This window comes from Pedobacter hiemivivus (assembly GCF_005144565.1).
GTDB classification, from domain to species: domain Bacteria; phylum Bacteroidota; class Bacteroidia; order Sphingobacteriales; family Sphingobacteriaceae; genus Pedobacter; species Pedobacter hiemivivus.
This window is the reverse complement of sequence record NZ_SWDX01000010.1, coordinates 122,772-144,452: the sequence shown is the minus strand read 5'-3', so window position 1 is coordinate 144,452 and position 21,681 is coordinate 122,772. Positions and strand designations below refer to the sequence as shown.

14 protein-coding genes are annotated in these 21,681 nt (G+C 39.2%); 3 read left to right on the top strand and 11 right to left on the bottom strand.

Features of this window, described 5'->3' with window-relative positions:
• Nucleotides 1-38 precede the first annotated feature (38 nt).
• The 7 genes from FBD94_RS21560 to FBD94_RS21530 form a co-directional block, all read right to left on the bottom strand.
• The gene (locus FBD94_RS21560) at nt 39-929 is read right to left on the bottom strand and encodes a peroxiredoxin family protein (RefSeq protein WP_136881739.1); all 891 of its coding nucleotides are present in this window, start codon (nt 927-929) and stop codon (nt 39-41) included.
• 29 nt (nt 930-958) lie between these two features.
• Nucleotides 959-2,443, bottom strand: coding sequence for a PKD-like family lipoprotein (locus FBD94_RS21555; RefSeq protein WP_136881738.1), 1,485 nt, complete (start codon nt 2,441-2,443; stop codon nt 959-961).
• Nucleotides 2,444-2,518: 75 nt separating this feature from the next.
• Entirely contained in the window at nt 2,519-3,289 is a 771-nt protein-coding gene (locus FBD94_RS21550; protein WP_205945252.1) for a DUF4843 domain-containing protein, read from the bottom strand.
• Between the two features lie 8 nt (nt 3,290-3,297).
• Nucleotides 3,298-4,785, bottom strand: coding sequence for a RagB/SusD family nutrient uptake outer membrane protein (locus FBD94_RS21545; RefSeq protein WP_136881737.1), 1,488 nt, complete (start codon nt 4,783-4,785; stop codon nt 3,298-3,300).
• A gap of 11 nt (nt 4,786-4,796) precedes the next feature.
• Nucleotides 4,797-8,207 (bottom strand): SusC/RagA family TonB-linked outer membrane protein, encoded by a 3,411-nt coding sequence (locus FBD94_RS21540; RefSeq protein ID WP_165503589.1) that lies wholly within the window; start codon nt 8,205-8,207, stop codon nt 4,797-4,799.
• A 219-nt stretch (nt 8,208-8,426) separates the two neighbouring features.
• Nucleotides 8,427-9,605: a FecR family protein gene (locus FBD94_RS21535; RefSeq protein ID WP_136881736.1), complete on the bottom strand. Its 1,179-nt coding sequence runs from the start codon at nt 9,603-9,605 to the stop codon at nt 8,427-8,429.
• A 48-nt stretch (nt 9,606-9,653) separates the two neighbouring features.
• On the bottom strand, nt 9,654-10,277 hold the full coding sequence (locus FBD94_RS21530; RefSeq protein WP_136881735.1) for an RNA polymerase sigma factor: 624 nt from the start codon (nt 10,275-10,277) through the stop codon (nt 9,654-9,656).
• Nucleotides 10,278-10,809: 532 nt separating this feature from the next.
• On the opposite strand from FBD94_RS21530, the gene FBD94_RS21525 reads away from it, so the two are divergent.
• From FBD94_RS21525 to FBD94_RS21515, 3 genes are all read left to right on the top strand, one after another.
• Entirely contained in the window at nt 10,810-12,858 is a 2,049-nt protein-coding gene (locus FBD94_RS21525) for an ice-binding family protein (protein ID WP_136881734.1), read from the top strand.
• Nucleotides 12,859-12,885: 27 nt separating this feature from the next.
• A complete protein-coding gene (locus FBD94_RS21520) occupies nt 12,886-14,814 on the top strand; it encodes an OmpA family protein (protein ID WP_136881733.1) in 1,929 nt (642 codons plus the stop codon).
• A gap of 230 nt (nt 14,815-15,044) precedes the next feature.
• Entirely contained in the window at nt 15,045-15,416 is a 372-nt protein-coding gene (locus FBD94_RS21515) for a DUF1801 domain-containing protein (RefSeq protein WP_136881732.1), read from the top strand.
• Here FBD94_RS21515 and FBD94_RS21510 read toward each other — a convergent pair whose 3' ends face one another.
• The 4 genes from FBD94_RS21510 to FBD94_RS21495 all read right to left on the bottom strand — a co-directional run bounded on the left by FBD94_RS21510 (nt 15,417) and on the right by FBD94_RS21495 (nt 21,676).
• Nucleotides 15,417-15,890 (bottom strand): DUF4112 domain-containing protein, encoded by a 474-nt coding sequence (locus FBD94_RS21510; RefSeq protein WP_131608780.1) that lies wholly within the window; start codon nt 15,888-15,890, stop codon nt 15,417-15,419. It abuts the gene before it with no gap.
• Nucleotides 15,891-15,988: 98 nt separating this feature from the next.
• Complete coding sequence (locus FBD94_RS21505; RefSeq protein ID WP_136881731.1) at nt 15,989-18,013, bottom strand: FAD-dependent oxidoreductase; 2,025 nt, start codon at nt 18,011-18,013, stop codon at nt 15,989-15,991.
• Nucleotides 18,014-18,035: 22 nt separating this feature from the next.
• Complete coding sequence (locus FBD94_RS21500) at nt 18,036-20,075, bottom strand: golvesin C-terminal-like domain-containing protein (RefSeq protein WP_136881730.1); 2,040 nt, start codon at nt 20,073-20,075, stop codon at nt 18,036-18,038.
• Nucleotides 20,075-21,676 (bottom strand): RagB/SusD family nutrient uptake outer membrane protein, encoded by a 1,602-nt coding sequence (locus tag FBD94_RS21495; RefSeq protein ID WP_136881729.1) that lies wholly within the window; start codon nt 21,674-21,676, stop codon nt 20,075-20,077. Before FBD94_RS21495 ends, FBD94_RS21500 begins: the two co-directional genes overlap by 1 nt.
• Between the last annotated feature and the right edge of the window lie 5 nt (nt 21,677-21,681).

Genomic DNA, 21,681 nt, shown 5'->3' with positions numbered 1-21,681 from the left:
TTTGCCTGATTTTTAGGTCAGGCATCAAGAAATAAATACTATTTTCTGGTTGCTGATTCTGGAATAAGTTCGGCAAGTTTTTGATTAAGCTCCGCACCTCTCAGGTTAACCGCAATGATTTTCCCTTTAGGATCAATCAGAAAGTTTTGGGGAATAGAGCGGATCATGTATAATTTAGCAACATCATCATCCCAAAATTTTAAATTCGAAACATGCTGCCAGGTAAGCTGATCCTCATGTATTGCTTTTAACCATGCGTCGCGTTTGCCCGTCTGGTCTAAGGAAACAGAAAGAACATCGAAATTTCTGTCTTTATACTTTTGCCATGCTTTTACCACTGTCGGGTTTTCTTCTCTGCAGGGTCCACACCAGCTTGCCCAAAAATCTAACAGCACATATTTGCCTTTATAATCTGCAAGGCCGATGCTTTTTCCTGAAGTATCTGGAGCGACAAACAAAGGAGCTATTTTTCCAATACTTACCGCCTCAAATTTATCCAGCGTAGTTTTGGTTTTAATGCCTGTCGGTGTTTGTTGCACTTTGCTATCCAATTTATTAAACAACTTTTTTAGTGCAGGCACATTAGCCGGCAATGGTCCAATTACGTCATTCAGTGCAACCAGGCTAATAAAATAATCGGGATGTTTACCAATGAATACTGCCTGTTCTTTTTTCTTTTCCGCTTTAAGAACAGCCATTTCTGCACGCCATGCGCCTAAACCAATGGTATCGTATTTTACTTTTTTTGTCTGCGCATCTCTATACGCCTTTTCGCTTAAAACAAGTTTTTCCTGTACACCCGTTAAGGCAGCTTCTAGTTCTATTTTTTGTTTTTGGATTGCAGGCGATTCCATATCTGGATCCTGCTGCGCAAAAACAGCCCCTGTTAGCATACAGGCTAACAGGGTGAAGTTCAATTTTAGTTTCATTTATGTTTTTGTGTTTGTGTGTTTATTGATTAAAAAGTCCGGCTTCCGCTTCCTTTTTCCATGTAATTGATACTAGTAACCTTACCCTGACCTTCAAAGTTTGGCTTATCAAGTGTCTGGATTGTTCCAGTAGTACTGATTTTATGTAACCACACCTTATACTTGCCTGCAACGTAAGACGCAATCACCAAATAATCTGTAGTATATTTTTCAACGTTACCTGCCGGCTGTGGATATTTAATATGTTGTATACAAGTCACCGTTTCTCCTACAGGAAGTGCGAACTCCAGTGTTTCTTGCAAAGAAACAGCATCTGTTAAATAAACCTTGTTTTCTTTGGCGTAATAGATATAATCTGAGTCATAATTACCACCAATTATATCCGCTGACATCAAGCCATGTGCCTGAGGAACGGTTTTTGTGTCTCGTACTAATGCCGCATTATTTGGAGAAGGTGGACCAGTAAATTGTCCATAAGATGTATTCAACCTTGCCAGGTAGCCTTCACCATTTTTTTTCCTAAATAATGCAATAGCCACATTCCTAACAGCAGGATAACCGGCCATCCAAACAATTTCCGCATCCAGATTTTTAATCAGATCAGCATGGGCTCCCAAAGGATAATAATTAGCATCATTGATACCAATGATAGACTTGGAATTGTCATCAAAAGCAATGCCCATTGCGCCAATTGCAGCGACAGGTGCTACTTTAAAATTAGCTATTGGAGGGTCAGCGAAATACGCTCCTTTTACCATGGTATATACTTTACCATCATTAATCAGATTCAAATAATTATTTCCCATTGGTTGTAAAATGTTCTGCGGTTTTCTAACAGCAGGCGTTGTAAAGAACATATTTTCAAATCCCATAAGTTTTTTCCCATTATCGATCCGATAAATACCGGCATCCTTATCAGACAAAACAACTAATACGTTGAAAAGCTCGTTAGAATTGATGCCTGTTTTAAATCCGCTGGAGAATATAGATTTTACTGATTTACCCAGTAAACTTTGCCCTCCGTTAAAGTGAGCCATCCAGTTATCTATTCTGCCGTTTGCATGAATGAAATCAAAGTCCGTATTAACACCATCATCTTTTAACAAATACCATCCGTTCATTGTTAACGTTGAAACAGAAACGTTACTACTGATCATTTGTGTTATTCCGGTTTTTTTGTTTTTTACATTGAATACCAGAAAATAATCTCCTGGATTAACTTTTACTTCATATGTTAAGTCTTTAGTCCTCGAAAGCGTGTCTCCACGTGGAACAACTCCTGCAGAAGGAGTATAGTTACTAGTAAATAAAGTCCAGAAATAATCGTAGTCCGACTCATTTGCAACCGTAGGATTAATTTTCAATACATCTTGAAAAGTATATACGCTGTAAGTTTTTTCAAAACCATTTACAACAGGTGTGGCAAGATCAGGCTTAAATTGATTCTTATCTTTTACACATGAATAGGTAAGAATGCAAAATAAACCTATGATTAAAATATATATTTTTTTCATCAGTATATATTATTATTTAATTATTAAATTAAACATGGTCTTATAACCATGTGTTCTTGTTATTTCTGATGCCAGTTATGGGAACGCTACTATAGGACTAGTGGGATTGCTTGTTTCTCTTAAAGGAGCCTTACCACTTGCTAAATTGGCCGGATCAGCATTAAATATTTCAAGCCTGGCTTTTAATAAGTTTTTATAATGCTGTTGTCCACCAATCTTGGCAATAGCCTGGTACCATTCCTCATCAACGCGCTCTTTTAGCGTGTCGTACATAAATTGGTGTTTACCTGTACTATATTTCCCGAACGAACTGAAAGCCGCAGCAAGATAACTATCTACTCGCCAGGAAAAAAAACGCTCTAAACGGTCAGAAAACAAAACGGTACAACTCCTGTCTTTTACTTGGCCCAAACCAAACTGGTCATTCGCAACCAGTCCCAGTCGTAAACGAACACTTTGCACTTTCAAACTTGGATCACGCAGCATGATGATAGGGATCATGGCTACCACTGCATTAGCCTTAACAACCATCATTTTTTTTAATGATGGATCGTCTAAAGGAACATAGTGTACACCAGGAATAGCAGGATTGAGTACACCCTGTTCAACAACAGGCATTAAATTTACAGCCCTGTCAAAATTTGCGATTGGACCTATTGTGTTCACTTTAATATAAACAGTATCCCGTGTAACGGTTGCCGGCTCATAAAAAAAAGTATTATTTACTGTAGAGGTATCATTCAATTGTACACGTGCTATATCACTATACAACAACCCTTTTGGTTTAGAACATCCGGTAACAACAGCTACCAGATAGATCAGTACAAAATATATTAATCTTTTCATCTTTTTAATTAGTTATTGGTATAAGATATTTCACGGTCGGGTTTTGGAATTAAATACCTTTCTGGCTTTGCATTATAATACGAACCGGTCCAGCCCGATGGTAAAGTGGTTACATTATACCGCTTAAAAGTAAAGAAGCTTTGTCCCTCTGCATAAAATTCACGTACATATTCCCTAATCATTTTATTTCTGCGATCTCCAGTCCAGTCATTCACATTAAATGAGGTAAAAGGAATTCCCTTTTTTACACAATAAGCAATATAAATTCCTTCCGCCTCAGTCTTTGACTCTGCACATTCTGTACCGATCAAGTACATTTCACTTAAACGAAGCAATGGAATTTGAAGCACTTGGTAATCTGGCAATCCTTTTTTCTGTATAAACTTTTTATACATCACTTGAGTAGATGCTTTAAGTGTCCACATATCCTTCCATCGTATATCAGCCAATCGCTCTGAAGGAGGAAAAAGATTATTCAAATAAAAATATCCGTCACCACTTGGGTAATCTATACGAAGAAGACCTCCATCTTTTCCAAATGATGAATTGGCTATGTCTTCAAGATTATATACACTTAAGGCTGATATATGCTCTGCCGACATTGTATAATCCTCTGCAGCACGATCGGTTTCTACACCTAACCTAAAAGTATGCGCTCCGTTATCATCTACTGCATCAATTACCATTTTGGCGTATCTGGCAGCATTTTGTTTGTTCGCATTATCTAATGGTACCAACCATAAATACACACGTGCCTTTAAGGCCAGCACGGCATAATAATTCATCCTAACCTGTCGGTATTGTAAATAAGGATCATTAACTACAGGAGTAACAGTTGAATTTAATTGTGCAATAGAATATTTCCGGATCGGATCAACATCTTTTAGTAAAGCTTCTGCTTCCTCAAGATCCGCCAAGATAGACTTTGCAAATTCAACATAACTTAATGGAAGATGGGTATTTTTAGTAACTGTTTTTACATAAGGCAGAACACCATTGGCAGTTATATTTGTTGGTAAAGGCCCAAACATACGCAATGCATCAAAGTGACAAAAAGCACGTAATGTAAGCGCTTCACCTTTTACAATCTCATAATTACCTCCAGTGAAAACAGCTTTTTTTGCATCAATGTTTTCTAAAATACCATTTACATCTGCTATAACCTTGTATAAATTTTCATATGTACTGCTAAACCAGTCCTTAACAGTTTGATCTGTATAATCACCGTTAATTAATTTGGTCCGCGAGATATTAGCAGAATTGGGATTATCCCAGTTGATTGCCAAATACTCTACATTACCCCACATCATATCACCTCCATAAATGCTGCCACCTTTCATCCGAATATAGGCACCTGTTAACACATCACGGAATCCTTTCTGTGTTTTAAATAATTCCTCCTGAGTAGATTTACCTTGTGGACGAACATCAAGAAATTTCTTGCAACTAGTGCTTAAAATACTCAATAATATAATAGTTGTTAGTATTCTTTTCATGGTTCTAATTTTTAAAACGATGTGTATAATGACAAAGAGAACTGTCTGGTAAACGGATAAGAGGTTCCACGTTCCTGGGGAACTGTAGAAATGTAGAAAAGCTCTCCTGTATTAGCCGATAATGACAGTGAATTCATACCGAATCGACGTAAGAATTTTTTATCCAGCACATCATAAGACACATAAACATTTTGACAGGTTAACGTATTTTCATTCTGAACAAAACGAGAAGAAGCATTTAAGTTTATAGTCTCATTTAAACCTCTGTAAAGACTAATGTCTCCTGGCTGTTTCCAACGATCATTATAAACGCGGGCATCCACATTCATTATGCGATCTGCATTCTCTACTTTATCAACTACCGTTTGGTTGTACAACTGACCTCCAAAACGGAAACCAAAAGAAGCACTTACTGATAGATTGCGGTAACGTACCATCGTATTAAAATTACCTCTATATTTAGGCTGACCAACACCTGCCGCAACACGATCTTTTGGATCCCAAAGATAAGTTACACCACCATCCTTGTTTAAAAATAGTTCTTTTCCTGTACTTGGGTCAATTCCCAGTGAACGAACTACATAAATAGTATTTTGAGAAGTTCCTTCCCGGATAATCTTGTTTGGAGTACTTGTATTCTTAGTATCCAGAGCTAATTTCTCATTTGCCGCCTTCATTACTTCAGATAATTTAACAATCTTATCCTCACCATAAGCAATATTTCCACTAACAGACCATGAAATTCTACGTTCATTGTCTCTGATCAGAAACGCATTTACACCAACCTCAACACCACGTGTCTCTACTTGACCTATATTCTCATTATAGCTGCTAAATCCATTAGCATATGGCAGGTCCATTGAAGAAAGTAAATTTGAGGTTCTCTCCAGATATGCGTCTGTAGTCAACCTTATTCTATCATTAAACAGACCTAATTCTAAACCTGCATTGTATTTATTTGTAGTCTGCCATTCCAAATCTGCATTTCCCAATTCATTTTGACGCACACCTACCCAGCTTTTATATCTATCATTCATGATATAACTGTAGGTACCTAGTGCTTGATAGGCATCAAATTGAGTAGATCCAGTAGAACCATAAGTCGCCCTCATTTTCAAATGATTTATAAACTTTAGATGATCCTTGATGAAAGATTCATTATGTAGATTCCACCCAAGACCTGTAGACCAGAAAGGAGCAAAACGGCGGTTTACACCAAATTGAGAGGCTCCGTCAACACTATAAGAAAAATCAACCATATACCGATTATCCAACATATAGTTTGCAAATGATGACATCCCCACTCTTCGCTTAGTAGACTGTGAACCACTAGGAGTTGAATTCTCTTTATATTGAAGTGCTAACGCTAAATAATCAATAGATTGATCAGGGAAACCCTGTAAGCCGAAAGTGTAATATTTAGAGTTACTCTCAGACACATCTAATTGCGCACCTGCAGAAATTTGATGAATATCTGCAAAAGTCTTATAAAAAGCTGCTCGAACATTTCCCGTATAACTAAAGTCTTTTCCGCTGGCATAATCATAACTACCTCTTTTAAATACATCTTCAGGTTTATAGCCTGCAAAGGAAGAGTGGTCTGCTGGCTTAAAGCTGTCACGATCAATCATGTTTGTTGTTACGCCAATTCCACTACTTAACGTAAGTTCTCTTATCGGACGGTATTCAAGTTGAAAGTTATTGGTAATACTGGTGTTATTCTTTATGTCAAACACATTCAATGTCGCATCATACAATGGACTAGCGTATGGTTTATTTGGATGCTTTCCGTTTATACTCATAACATCCGCATTAAACGGTGTAAAGAATTGCACTGGTCTTCCTGCAGCATCATATGGTTCCCAATAAGGATTCAACACTACATAATCTGAAAATGAACCATAAGGTGACTCATTGGATTTGGTATGACCAATCACTAAATTATTACGGAAAGTAAGATTGTTAAGTCTGTAACTTAAGTTCACAGTACCATTAAAAGTATTCCGGCCAGACTCCTTCATCACTCCGTTGATATTGTTATATTGTAATGCCATATCATACCTGAACGTCTGGTCGCCTCCTTCCACTTTTAAATTGTGTGTTTGATCAATTTGCGTACGCAATGGAATAGACATCCAGTCGGTATTTACTCCTTTAAGAACCTGCCCTAAAACCTGATTATAATATTGTTGCATTTTTATATTCTGGTCTGGTGTTTTAGTCGGACTTTCATAATAACCAGATAAACGCTCTAATTCCAACTTATCCTTTGAGTTCAACAAATTATAACTCTCAAGGTCGGGTACACTTAAATTTAATCCAACCCGATAAGTAACGCGCAGTTTTCCGGGGATCGGCTCTTTTGTTGTAATTACAACTACCCCATTTGCTCCACGAGAACCGTATTGAGCCGTGGCAGAACCATCTTTCAATATAGTAATGGATTGAATTTCGTTGTTATCCAAATCCATCATACGTTGCATGGTTGTCTCAAATCCATCTAATATAATAAGAGGAAGATTCAATGCTCCCGCGGTTTGATCTGTCAGCTGATTAATATTCGGTAAACTTTTTGAGCCCCTGATTTGAATATCAGGAATTCTGTTTGGATCAGAACCAAAAGCATTACTAGTAATTACATTGAATGCCGGATCAATATTACCCAATGTAGTAAATATATTACGTCCCTGAAATTGTCTTAGTTCTGCCGCAGTAATTGTTTTTGCAGCACCAGTGTAACTTTCCTTAGTCCGCTTAAAAATACCTGTAATTACTACATCATCCATTTTGTTTTCTTCTGGCTCCATTTTTACGGTTATGGCAGACTGATCTTTTTTAAGCTTTACCTCCTGCATTGTATAGCCTAAATAAGTGACCACAAAAATTGCCTTACTATCAACCTTAGTCAACAGGACTACCCCTCCAGCTCCAGCTACAACCTTACGGTTCGTCCCCTTAACAGCAACCGTAGCACCTGGCAAAGGCAGCCCACTTTCGTCGGTTACAATTATCCGTACATCTACATCGGCAAAAGCCGAAATAACTTTATCCAGAAAGGTTGATTCTTTCTCTTTAAGCATGACGGCCTTGTCCTCAACCTTATAAACCAGCGGTTGGTTACGAAAACAAATAGCCAAAACTTCCTCTAAAGAAGCTTCTTTAACATGAATGGTTACAGGATTGGCCTTTCTTAGCAATTCGTTGCTATAAAAAAAGTCATATTTACTTTGGTTCCTAATCTCATTAATAATCTGAGTAAGCGGGACGTTGGTTTTGCTGAGTGTAATTTTTTGTGCAAAACCTATTGCAGATACCTGCATTAGCGACGATATCAGTATAACGGTGGTTAATCGCATAATAAACAACATTTTTCGGAGATACCCTTCGGGCACACCAATTTTCTTAGTATAAATTCTATACATTTGTTTTGGTTTGGCTTTATGCAACATGCCTCAGGCTTCGAATCTTAGAGCAGTTGCAATAAATAGTTGATAATTAATTTATTAATGAAGGTCTTACTCAGCCAGAGGTGCTTCCAGGCACTTCTGGTTTTTTCCTTCCGTTTGCTATCGAATGGGCTTTTGTAGATATTTTTTCATGTTTGTTGGTTTAGGTTTAATACTGAATTGATTCTCTTTTTATTATTTGATAACGTAGACTTTTTTTCCTTCAATCTTAAAGCGAACATCACTGTTAAATCCAATGATTTTTAAAACAGCTGAAATGTTCCTGGACCTTGATATTTTGCCCGAATAAGTTAAATCACGTTCTGGAATCGTCTCGTAAATCACCTCAACACCATACCAGCGAGAGATTTTACTCATGATACTTTCCAGACTTTCATTAAATTTAAAATAACCATTTTTCCATGCCACCGCATCCTCCAGGTCAACATGATCAATTACATTGACCTTAGCCCCCTCAAGTTTACTCTGTTGTCCAGACGCAAGTAAAGCACTAGCCTTTCCAGCACTTACCTTTACAACTCCCTCTAAGAGTGTAGTTTTAACCACTGGCTCATCTGCATATGCCATTATATTAAAATGTGTGCCCAAAACCTCAACTGTTTGTCTGGAGTTATTTACCTTAAATGGCATTGCCTTATTTTTTGACACCTCAAAATAACCTTCTCCCTTGAGCTCCACGTTACGGTATGCACCAACAAATTTAACTGGATAACGTAACGATGATCCAGAATTTAGCCAGACCTTTGTACCATCAGAAAGATTAACCTGATATTGTCCACCTATTGGAGTTTCTATGGTATTGTATTGATCTGAGGCAGTTTTTTCAGCTACATCGGAAATCTCATAAATAATCTGCCCATCTGCCTTTTTAACAACTTTAATTCCAGACTGACTCATTACGCCTCCATTGGCTACCTGTTCCAGGTCAACCTTTTGACCATTTGCCAGTATCAGAATCGCACTATTTCCCCCTGGAGAAATATCCTTTGCATTTACTATATCTACAATCTCACCCGTATTTTGACTGATAAACAGTCCTCCGCCAACTATTAGTAAAACCGCAGCAGCTGCAATCCCCCATCTTTTCCAGAGTGGATATGATTTTGGATTAATATTTACTTTAGATTGGGCTATTTTATGCTGCAATTCCGCAAAGTTTGCATCGTTGACCCGTTTTCTGGATTCCTGCCCCATCGATATTAGCATTTTTCTGAAGTCATCAATTTGCTTCCTATCCTCAGGATTTTTTTGCAACCATTCTTCCCAATACTGTACATCATCACTGTTCCTTTTAAAACAATAATTGAGAAAACTCTCCTGATTTACCAGCTCCAGAATATCTTTACCTAGCATTTAATTTTATTAAACTTTAAACAATAGAGCAGAAATTTGAAATATTACCTATGAATTTTTTAAATAAAATAAAATTAATAGTGAAAGCAGGGAAAGAAGAATAGACAACGGCCCAACTCCTTCCTCTCCAATTATCTTTTTAAGCCTTTCTACAGCATTGTAAATGGTATTATAGGCTGTTTTAACAGTAATCTGATTAGATTCAGAAATTTCATCATAAGAGAGCCCTAGATAAAACTTTTGATAGATCAATCTGGTCTGGCTCTCCGAAAGCCGATCGATATAAGATTTTAAAAGTGAGGTAACACTAGCATTAGCATGCTGCTGTATATGCAACGCCTCAACAGAAGGATGTACAAGTGTATCTTCAAAATTTAAAAGATCAAGACTTTCTTCAGCGCTAAAATGCTGTTTGCGCAATAACTTCCGAAGGAAACAAGTGACTAAATAATTATGGTGATTAAGAATATGACCTAATTTTTGTCTGTTTTCATAAATATACAAAAAGAGGTCATTTACACAGTCTTTCGTTTTTTCAGGATTTGCACCTTTCTTTAGCCCCAGATAAGTAAGGTAATCGTGATAATGGGAGTATAAATCATAAAAAGAAGACTGGTCTCCATTCTGAATGAATGATTCCCAATCCACTATTAAATCTTTGCCTTTTTTCACGATCTTTTTGTTCCCCAACAATTCTGTTTATAGATTCAAACAGAAAATTGTTCAATATTAAGCATTTATATATTCATTCAAAGCAGTTTGATCAATTATAGAAATTTTTACATTAATTTAAGAATTGCGTTGACTCGACTGAACTATTTGAAATAGGATGCGACAGATTAGATTGTCAATCAATTTATCAGATAAAATTTAAAATATAGTTGGATTGTTACACAATAGTCCTATAAACAGATCATTAAATTATTTTATTAAAAATTTAATGATATTATCAATAGTTTACAAATTACCTAATTAAGTAACATAATCTCTCTGCAAGACCATTAATTAGAATAGTACGCTAGCTGCGTAACGTTATTTCTTATTGTTAGCGGGTTTATTGAAAGTAAGCTGGATTAGTTACTTCAGAAAAATTACAGGCACTTCCTTTGCAAGTGTGGCTGTACTTGAAGACTAATCATCTCCCCTATTATTTCAAATTACCAAGCCCGGTTGGAAGATTCTTATCCAAGTTTATCAAATAATTATGAAAAATAACTTTACTCAAATCCAGGGGGGCAATTCCGTGCGCAAACTCCCGCGCCATTCAAAAATGTATCAAATGCTATTTTTGGGTATTTTAATGCTTCTCACTACTATTGGTGCCTGCAAAAAGGATGATTTCAAAGATGAAATCATTGGGCTTTGTCCGGTTGTTGTTTCAACTGATCCCATGGACAAGGCTGTTGACGTACCTTTGAACAAGGTGATTTCTATAACCTTTAATACGGATATGGATTCTACCACTATAAATAACCAGACACTTACTATAAAGCAAGGCGCAACCGTCATTATCGGTAAGATTTCGCCGACAGCAGATTTGAAAGTATTCACTTTTACGCCCAATGTACCGCTTAGCCCGTTTTTATTATACTCAGGCACCGTTACTACCGGAGCAAAGGATGTATTTCATACCACTATGGAGAGTAACTATTTATGGAGCTTTACAACGATTCCTGGAGTAAGCCTAACGGCAAGTCCCGCTATTGGCGGCGTGCTTTCAGGTGCAGGGACATTTGCGTTGAACTCATCGGTTGCGGTTACTGCAGTACCTAATGCAGGCTATACTTTTACCAGCTGGACAGAGAATGGCAACGTAGTTTCTAATAGTTCGAGCTACCAGTTTACCATTACAAACAACAGAAATTTAATTGCAAACTTTACGGTGATCCCTCCGGGTAACTTTGCGGTCAACTTATCATCCAGTCCTGCTGCAGGTGGTACAACCACTGGCTCCGGTGCTTATGTCATCGGTACTTCTGTTACAGTTGTTGCGGCTGCCAATGCAGGATATACTTTTGTAAACTGGACAGAAAATGGTAACGCCGTATCTGCAAGTTCAAGTTATCAGTTCACAATCATTGCAAACAGGACTCTGGTTGCCAATTACAGGGCGATCCCGGCTGCTCAGTTTTCAGTAACTTTAACCTCCAACCCTGTTGCAGGCGGTACAACCAACGGCGAAGGATCATATCCTTCAGCCACTTCGGTTACCATTACATCTGCTGCAAATCCAGGTTATACCTTTACCAACTGGACGGATAAAACCACCGGGCTTCCCGTGTCTACAAGTCCAAGCTATACATTTGCTTTAGCAGGCAACAGGGCGTTTGTGGCAAACTTTACACTAAACACCTATACCTTAACTGTTACCGCGATTAATGGAACGGTAACCAGAACACCGGCACTGGCCAGTTATAACCCCGGAGCACTGGTTACGCTTACGGCTGTTCCGAATGCAGGCTATTTATTTACGGGTTGGAGTGTAGATGCTACAGGCTCTACGAATCCATTGACGATAAGCATGACTTCAAATAAAAATATCACCGCTAGTTTTGCCGCAATCCCGGTAGTGGGAATTGGACCAGGTGCTATAAATCTGGGTGGTGCAGGCGATTTTGCGGTGTTGACAAAATCTGGTATATCTACCACTGGTATTACTTCTGTTATTGGTAACATAGGTGTAAGTCCGGCAGCTGCAACAGCCATTACGGGCTTTGGCTTAATCATGGATACCAATGGTCAATCATCTCAGACGCCAATTGTAACCGGAAAAGTATATGCATCTGATTATGCCGCCCCGACCCCTGCTAATATGACAACAGCAGTCAGTAATATGGAAACAGCATTTACAACCGCGAATGGCTTAGTTACCCCAGCACCAATTGTAGGCTTATATGCTGGAGATATCAGCGGCAGAATCTTAACTGCAGGGCTTTATAAATGGTCTACTGGTGTACTGATATCAAATGCAGGCGTAACGTTAACAGGCGGACCTAATGATACCTGGGTATTCCAGATCGCGCAGGACCTTACCGTCAACAATAGCGCAAAAATTACTTTGTTAGGCGGTGCACAGGCAAAGAATATATTTTGGGTGGTTACCGGACAAGCGACACTTGGATCTAATACTGATTTTAGCGGGATCATTCTGAGCAAAACACTGATCTCTTTAAACACAGGAGCAAAAGTTACGGGCAGGTTATTGGCACAAACTGCTGTTACCTTAAACGCCAGTACTGTTATTCAACCCTAGTCATACAAACAAATTAAAAAATCAGTTATGTTATCCATATATAAAAACCTAAATAAAGTCCTCATTTGTTTGCTGGCAATCACCTTTGTCGCCACAAATGCAAGCGCACAAACCGAAAAACCTAAATGGTCGTTCGGCGTGTCAGGAGCAGCCAACGGCAATTTCTTTGACGGGACAACCCAAACGCTTAACAACTCACTCATGGTTCCAACAGCGTTTCATAAAGGAAAAGGAATTCGCCCATTTGGATCTATACTGGCTGAATACCAGCCCAGCAGCAAATGGGGTATTGCCCTTAACTTCGGGTATGACGGGCGCGGTGGTAAGTTTGATGGCGTAATCGCCCCATGTAATTGTCCGGCAGATCTTAAAACCAATGTAAGTTACCTGACGGTAGAACCTTCACTTAAATTTAGTCCTGGCGGAGGTAATTTCTACCTCTTCGCCGGTCCGCGTGTGGCCATGAATTTACAGAAAGATTTTAATTACACCCAGCTTAAACAACCCAATACCAATGCTGAATTTTCGGAGGTACGTAAAACCTTAATTTCCGCTCAGGTAGGAATAGGATATGATATCCCCGTTTCTGCTCCGGAAAGCAACACAAGGTTTGTGATTTCTCCCTTTGTTTCCTATCATCCTTACTTCGGACAAGATGTAAGAGAGATCGAAAGCTGGTCGATCACAACAGTACGTGCCGGTGTAGCCTTAAAATTTGGAAAAGCCAGAAAAGTAGCGCGCACAAGTGAACCGGCTCCGGTAGCCCCTGTGCAGGAAGTGAGTTTCTCCGTACGTGCACCAAAAGAATTCCTGGTAAAAAATGCGGTGAGCGAAACGTTACCATTACTAAACTATGTATTTTTTGATGAAGGAAGTACCGCCCTACCTGGCCGCTACACCCTGCTTTCAAAAAATCAAGCCGTTGATTTTAAAGAATCACAGCTTCAAAATGAAGTTGTAGCAGATATGTCAGGACGTTCGGTGAGGCAGTTATCGGTTTATTATAATATCTTGAACATTGTCGGTGCCCGTATGAAAGCCAATCCTGAGATTAGCATCACTTTAAGTGGTGCTTCAAAAGCTGGTCCTGATGAGGGTAGGAAATTTGCGGCTGCTGTAAAAAACTACCTGACAACGGTATTTGAAATTCCAGAATCAAAAATTGCAATAAATGGCCGTACCAAGCCGGTTGATCCTTCTGAACAACCTGGTGGCACAAAGGAACTGGAATTATTAAGAGCTGGAGATCGCAGGGTCGACATTCAAAGTACATCCGATAAATTGATGATGGAAATAGGGGGTGGAATGATGAAGCCGGTGCAGATCAATACAACGCAAGCAGACCCAATGGACAGCCATGTTGTATTTAACATAAACCGTGCAACTGAACTGCTCAAATCTTATACTATAGATTTAACGGACCAACAGGGAAAGGTTCAACATTTCGGTCCTTTTACTAAAAACCAGGAAAGCATAGCTGCACAACGCATACTTGGCACCAACGAAAAAGGTGTTTATAAAGTAGTGATGCTGGGTGAAACAAAAGAAGGGACTATAACACAAAAGGAAAGTTCAGTTCAGTTACAAAGCCAACAGGAAATACTTCAAACCGGGCTTAGGTATAGTGTTTTGTTCAATTTTAACAAAGCAAATACCGCAGCTGCTTACGAACAGTTTTTAACTGAAGTGGTCGCACCTTTGATTAGTAATGGTTCTGCTATTACTATTCATGGCTATACTGATATCATCGGCAGTGAAGATTATAACAGTAAGCTCTCTCAAAAGCGTGCCGAGCAGGCACAACATATACTTGAGCATGCATCGACCAAAGCAGGAAAAAGTAATTTGAGGTTTCAAACCCTGGGTTCAGGAGAGGATAGTGCACCGTTTAATAATAACCTCCCTGAAGAACGTTTTTACAACAGGACTGTTATCATTGATATCATTTCAAAATAATTTTATTATTTCTTATCTATCAGATAACTGAAAATTAAGAAATAAAAAAAAGGCTTAAGCCCAATCATGGTCGGAAGATTTATCTTCCGACATTTTTGTTTTACAAAGAACAAATATTTCTGTCCTATGCATAAAAGATAGGCAAGTGGAAAGCCTGTTTTAATTCAGTAAATTCGTTATAAGAATGCTACCCAACATTCCTGTAAACAGTAACTGTAAAATAGGAAAAAATGCTAGAAGAACTTCAAAACTACTATCTGAAAAAAGAAGAGCCGAACAAAAGCTGCCTACTTGCGCTGCGAAGTATTATTCTTGAGCAAGATGAAAACATTACCGAAACGCAGAAATATGGAATGCCCTGCTTTTGCTATAAAAAGAAAATGTTTTGCTATTTGTGGACGGATAAAAAAACGGACGAACCTTATATTCTGATCGTAGAAGGGAAATACCTAGACCATCCCCAACTAGAACAAGGCGACCGTTCCCGAATGAAGATTTTCAGGGTTAATCCAATCAAAGATTTGCCGATAAAGACAATTAATGGCGTTTTGCAAAAAGCATTGGACTTATACAGGAACGGAATAATAGAAATCAAAGAATAATTATATCTGAATCGCTGTCCACAACCATACTGCCAGGTGGTACACCCCATAACACAGTAAAGCCGACATGAGGACAAGTACAACAATTACAATTATAATCGTGTTTTTGCCGCTCCCCTGATGCTTACCATCCAGGTAGTGTGCTTTCATTAATCCAATATTCCGGGAATTGGCTTTAAAAAAGAAGTCAAAGATTTGACCAACAATTGGTATGGCACCTATTGTTGCATCCAGTAAAATATTTAGCAACATTAATACGACCAGTTTGTTACTTGCTCCCTTTTTAGCAATGGCGAGCAGCAATCCGGCTGAAATGACCAGTCCGGCCATATCGCCTGCAACAGGAATTAAATTAAATATAGGATCTAGCCCAAAACGAAGTTTCGTACCTGGGAATCTAAACTGCTCATCCATTAAATATGAAATCCTGCTCAGTAATGGAAATTTGTTGTTCGTATTGTTATTGTCGCTCATTTTAGCCGATGTTTAACAAAAACATTCCTGTCGCCTTATTGTTTGAATAGTTGTGATGGGTGTGCAGGTTACCCCATCACAACTAAATATCTATCCCATTATTTCCCAGCCTTTAATGGTTTAAATAATATCGCATCAGCTACCACTACACCACCAACTTTATGACCAATAACTTTAACAAAAGCCTTCCCGGTTCCTTTAAAATTGTACTTACCCAATGACACCCACTCGCCTGATGTTTGTCCAAGCACATTAATATCGGCTTTTACAATCGTATACTTATGCTGATCAACACCATCAAACACTTGCAATTCAGTTGTCGCAGCACCATTGTTTACTATCGGATGGTAGCTAAACAACTCATAATGACCAGCTTTCAAGTCATTCGCGTAAAAAGTAACAGATGCGGCAGCATCACTTTTCTGATTGTGATAAAGTGCATTAGGTCCATATGAACGACCTTTTCTCAAGCCCCATTCACCTTCTGTTTTTACCTCTTTTGAAAGGTTGTCAACAATAAGCTCGGGATAACTACCATCCATCAATGGATCTTTAGACAACCGCTCATTGATCTTGCGATAATCAACACCCTGCACCGCGACTTTTTGATCTACCGCTAAATTTGCCGCTACAGCTGCCGCTTGTCCAAGCACCATAAATACTGGCTCCATCCTGATTGAGCCATAGGCAATGTGGCTGGCCGATAAACATACCGGTACAATCAGGTTGCGGCATTCCTCTTCTTTAGGCACTAAAGCTCTGTAACTAATCGGATATGGCGACAAGCCCGGAATCTCGACATTACCCTCATTTTTAACCATGTGGTTAATAACCATACGGTCAGTATTATGAGAGTCCATATTATAAGCCGCCAACGCAATTCCATCTTCAGCTACGGATTCACCAACACAATTTGCCTGACTAACCACATATGCGCCCACCATTCTCCTGGCCTCCCTTATGTAAGCCTGATGCGACCAGTTATTATTTCCCTTAAATTCATCTTTTGGATATCCCCATTGCGACATTTCGTTTCTAAGCTCCAAGGGCACCCTTTTATCATGACCAAAAAAGTACAATAAACCCTTTGTATACCCTGTTAAATCATCAATGTATTTTTTTCTAACGGTATAATCTCCATCAGGATAGGCAAAATTAAGACCAATCATATCAGTAGAAAACCCATTGCGATTGTTGATGTCCGTTTTGCGGTTAGGCATTGCACTCCAGATAAAATAATCTTTCAGTTGTACTTTATCTCTCTGCTTCTCCATTAACCTTACCAGCAGCTCAAATTGTGTGCTGTCATATCCTTTTGGTTTCCGTATCGCGATGCGATTCTTAGGGTCGTCCGTCAAACAAATTCTATAATTATAAGATTGAACTTTATGATCACCCGAGCCCTGTGGCATTAAGCGATTTTTGCTCACTCCCCAAATTAATCCACTTGTAGAATCTCCTTTAATGCGATATGGATCGATGTGATCCGGAAACTGATGTCCATCCAACAACTGAACCCCGTTATAGGTTTCATTGTATTTTGAATTGGCCTCACGTCCTACAGTATAAGTCACTTTTGCCTTTGCCATTAAATCACCCTCATAACTACAGTCTATAAATACTTTAGCATTTACAACTTTATGTTTTAGTTTTAAAGCTTCCCCAGAAGGTTCAATTGTGATAGATTTAATCGTATTGTTAATCTTGGTTACGCCCGAAAGCCTATAATCATACAACACATCTACAGCAGCCCGGTTAATGTAATCCTTAAAGATGTTTTCTGCCACATGCGGCTCAAAAATCCATTGTTCAAGCTTTCCATAATGTGATCCAATTCTGCGGTAAAAATCCTTAGAAAGACCAGTTACCACATTCTTATTTCCTATGTCTGTATAGCCTAATCCCCCGGAACTTAATCCTCCCAAATTTTTGCCTGGCTCAATCAGCAAAACAGTTTTTCCCAGTTTTTTTGCACTATAGGCCGCAATTACACCGGCCGAATTGCCGCCGTAGATACAGATATCAACCGTATAATTGTCCACTTTCTGGGCATTGGAAAACTGGATGTTTAAAAAGTAAATTATAGAAAGGATCAGTAATCTTTTAAAAATATTGACATTCATATTGATTTCGTTAATTGACGGTTTAATTGATTAATTTATAGCTGATCACATCTGCACGCAAAGGCTGTCCAGCCTGTTCCGCAGTGAGTTCCACATAGTTATTAGTACCTCTCGATAATTGGTAAGTACCCAAGTCAAACCACTTCCCCTGGTTGGCGAATTGATCTACCTGGATTGTTTTTACATTTTTTCCACCCACATAAACGGTATAAAGGGCATTCCTGGTCGCATTAACTTTTAAGGCAGCATTCGAGGGAAGGTATACGGACAACTGATAATCTCCAGGTATCGCAATTGCAGATTTCCAGGTCACCTTAGCTTCAAGATCAGCTTTAGCCACTACCCTCGTCCTTTTACCATCCTGGCCCTTCACTTCTTCTATCGCCGGAAACCATTTACCCGCAGATTCCGTATAACCTCCAGCATAAAATCCATATTTAAATTGTACCGGACTGCTCGCATTGAGCACATACTCTTTAGCATATGGCGACTTCAGTTGCCCTTTAATATAAATAGCGTTTTCATCCAATATTAGAGAAACGACCCCGTTTACCGCCTTATACGTTTTAAGGTTACCCATCACATCAACAACATCGATAGCGGCTTCTTTAGGATAAAGATGAACACCTGTTCCCGAAAGCGCATACATTACACGTACATCTTGTCCGCCTTTTTTGAACTTATAAGCATGAATTAAGCCTGGAGAAACCGCCTCTTCCTCCACAAACTTTGCCCCGGACAATTCACGAGTCAACGCTGCATAAGTTGCGAAACCGGGCTTAGGCGTATAAGCACCCAAAGTATCATTCTGATGCCTGATTAACCCATAAGCACCTTCCCGATCAAACAAAGTAGATTTATTCTGCAAATTGTAAATGCCTATTCTTTGGATACCGTTGGACAAAGCGCTCACAATCCTTCTTGGTAAAGCACTGGCCTGCTCCTTCTCCGTAAATGTAAAAGAGGTAAATCCGGTTTCTGACAAGTTTATAGGAATCACCTTGTCCCCATTATGTGATCTCATGATGGCTTTATGCCTATCGATATCTAGTGCTATCAATTCAGGAACGGGTCGGTAAGAATGAAAAGAATACTCATCCATAAACTTCAACGCCCCTTTTTGTAAGATCTTATTTACTAACTGATCCGTTCCAACATCGCCCAGCACCATACCAATCACCTTTACCTTTGGAAATGAGGGATGAACCTGCTCATAAGACGTTTTTAAAAGATTGAAGTAAAAATTGGTCTTTTCATCCGTTGTGGTCAGGCCCTTTGAAAAGGTAGGAATATCAGGCTCGTTCCAGATCTCGATATCCGCAATTGCGGGATACCGCCCCAGCAGCTGTTTCACATAATTTGCAAAAGCCAGTTGAGCCGGTTCAGTAACAGGCGACAAACCGTTGTCATAAAGCGGATTGTACAAAGCACAAACGATGTAAGGCTTCATACCATTCGGCGCAAGCAAGGAAATAAACTGATCCTGCTTGTCACCAAATTTATAAACTCCCTTCTGCTTTTCAATGGCATCCCACCTGATCGCATCACGAACATATTTCACCCCCATTTTTTTGGCAATAGGGAGCAATATTTCGGCCGATTGCCAGGAATGTGTTTGCCCCATAAAGGCAGACTCGCTGACCTTACTCAGATCAAAATTTGAAACAATGGCAAAAGAAGTTTCTTTTAGCCCTGTACTCAGTCCATTTTTCTTTGCATCAATCAAAAGCTTAAACCAGCCAAGCCCTTTAGGTTCAATGCTAAATGCTACTGTATTGGCAACAACTGCATTTTTCCCCGACAGCACTTTATTGTTCCAATAGTCATAACAGGCCCATTCAATCGAATCAGCGGCTACCTGGATGCTAAACTGCTTTGGATCATGCGCATAAAAAATATTCCCCGGTACGGTTTGCACAATATTGATCTGGCCCGGTTTAACTTCCTTTGCAGCCGACTGCTGTTGTCCATAAGCAAAACCCAGGTTTAGCAAACAAAGTTGCACAGCAACAACCAGTGAAACGCATAGGCATCTCACTAATAAAAGATTTATGTTCTTCATTAGTATCCTGGATTTGGTGTTAACAGTTTATTTAAGGAAAGGTCATAACTCGGAATCGGCAACAACAGGTTCCGTTCAGTCACCATTCTTGATGCAGTGGTGATGGTTAAATTATTACCACCATTGGCAATAGCATAGGCCAAAAAGGTCTTCATGTCCTGTACAAAATTGCCCCAGCGAATCAGATCAGGCCTTCTTAAAGCTTCAAAACAAAGCTCTCTCGACCGTTCTGCTTTAATGGCATCCAGAAATTTATCCTGTAGTAGCCCCGGTGTCAGGGCCGAATTTACAGTAGGATTTGGTGGCGTTGGCAACATCAATCCATAAGCTCTTTTTCGTACTTCATTAATTGCATCGTAGGCAACTTTTGTCGGCCCGTTCACCGCGTTTTCAGCCTCTGCAAGCATCAACAAAACATCGCTATACCGCAGCATTGGGAAGTTCTGAGGGGTGAAATTGGAATTCTTAGGAACAACCTCCTCGTACTCTCTTCTCCATTTCCCTGCACACATTAACCATGGACTGGTAACAGCGGTTTTCTTTGCAACGGCTGCAGATCCATAATTGTAATTCGCACAATTCCAATCCCTGCGCAGGTCAAACGATTCCTTGTTAGGTGTGGTAACGCTGGCCGGATTAATCTGGTAAAGATCAAATAGCTTTCGGGTAGCCACGAGGCTCCCTGTGCTATAACCCACAGAATTGTCTGAACACCTGATGCCGCAAAAACGGCCTGCATAGGTACCACCCTTATTGGCAAAGCCATTGTTGTCTCTAAAAAACTCAAGCTCCCAGAGATTCTCTTTTACATCATATTTATTTTTCGCATAATTGATAAAAACCTGACTATAGTCGGGATTTAAGCCATGTTCTTTTGAGTCTACCACTTTCTGCGCCCAAAACAAGGCATCCGCATACTTGTCTGTCTGCATTAGCGGAAAGCCTGCCATATACAAATATACCCTCGCCAGCATGCCCTGTACTGCAGTCTTGGTTATTTTACCGGAATAACCAACTGAAGTGATGGTTTGCGTTTGCAGCAAGGTTTCTGCCCTAATCATGTCTTTCACAATTTGCGCATAAACATCCTTCGTTGGCGTTCTTGCAATGTTAACATCCTTTACGGAAGCAGTAGGCGTAAGTTTTAAAGGAACATCTCCGTAATTGCTTACCAACAGAAAGTAGAAATATGCCCTTAAAAACAAAGCTTCTCCTTCAATGATACCTCTTTTGGTCTCATCCATCTGCGGCTTATTGATGTTGGCCAACAACATATTTGCTCGCTCAATACCAATGTAACTACTATTCCAAAGTACATTTACCTTTGTATCTGTAAAAGTGTATTGGTAAGAAGTGATTAAATCAATACTGAATCCGTAAGATTCATCTGTATTGGTATTGAACATATATAAATAGTTGTTCCCATAACAGTCCGCATCAATAAGCTGTGAATAAACACCATTTAATGCCATCTGGAGTTCGGCAGCATTGGAGTAGAAAAATTCCGGAACCACAAAATCCGTTGGCTTAGTATCTAACAGCTTTGAGCAGGAGAAATTAAAAAACAAAAGCGTTGTGAGGATAAAAAATATTTTTTTCATGATCG

What these genes read in the sequence shown, in the direction of transcription:
- FBD94_RS21550 (WP_205945252.1), bottom strand. Translation starts at nt 3,289, where the DNA reads ATGAAAAGATTAATATATTTTGTACTGATCTATCTGGTAGCTGTTGTT.
- FBD94_RS21540 (WP_165503589.1), bottom strand. Translation starts at nt 8,207, where the DNA reads ATGTATAGAATTTATACTAAGAAAATTGGTGTGCCCGAAGGGTATCTC.
- FBD94_RS21535 (WP_136881736.1), bottom strand. Translation starts at nt 9,605, where the DNA reads ATGCTAGGTAAAGATATTCTGGAGCTGGTAAATCAGGAGAGTTTTCTC.
- FBD94_RS21525 (WP_136881734.1), top strand. Translation starts at nt 10,810, where the DNA reads ATGAAAAATAACTTTACTCAAATCCAGGGGGGCAATTCCGTGCGCAAA.
- FBD94_RS21520 (WP_136881733.1), top strand. Translation starts at nt 12,886, where the DNA reads ATGTTATCCATATATAAAAACCTAAATAAAGTCCTCATTTGTTTGCTG.
- FBD94_RS21515 (WP_136881732.1), top strand. Translation starts at nt 15,045, where the DNA reads ATGCTAGAAGAACTTCAAAACTACTATCTGAAAAAAGAAGAGCCGAAC.
- FBD94_RS21555 (WP_136881738.1), bottom strand. Translation starts at nt 2,443, where the DNA reads ATGAAAAAAATATATATTTTAATCATAGGTTTATTTTGCATTCTTACC.
- FBD94_RS21505 (WP_136881731.1), bottom strand. Translation starts at nt 18,013, where the DNA reads ATGAATGTCAATATTTTTAAAAGATTACTGATCCTTTCTATAATTTAC.
- FBD94_RS21500 (WP_136881730.1), bottom strand. Translation starts at nt 20,075, where the DNA reads ATGAAGAACATAAATCTTTTATTAGTGAGATGCCTATGCGTTTCACTG.
- FBD94_RS21510 (WP_131608780.1), bottom strand. Translation starts at nt 15,890, where the DNA reads ATGAGCGACAATAACAATACGAACAACAAATTTCCATTACTGAGCAGG.
- FBD94_RS21545 (WP_136881737.1), bottom strand. Translation starts at nt 4,785, where the DNA reads ATGAAAAGAATACTAACAACTATTATATTATTGAGTATTTTAAGCACT.
- FBD94_RS21560 (WP_136881739.1), bottom strand. Translation starts at nt 929, where the DNA reads ATGAAACTAAAATTGAACTTCACCCTGTTAGCCTGTATGCTAACAGGG.
- FBD94_RS21495 (WP_136881729.1), bottom strand. Translation starts at nt 21,676, where the DNA reads ATGAAAAAAATATTTTTTATCCTCACAACGCTTTTGTTTTTTAATTTC.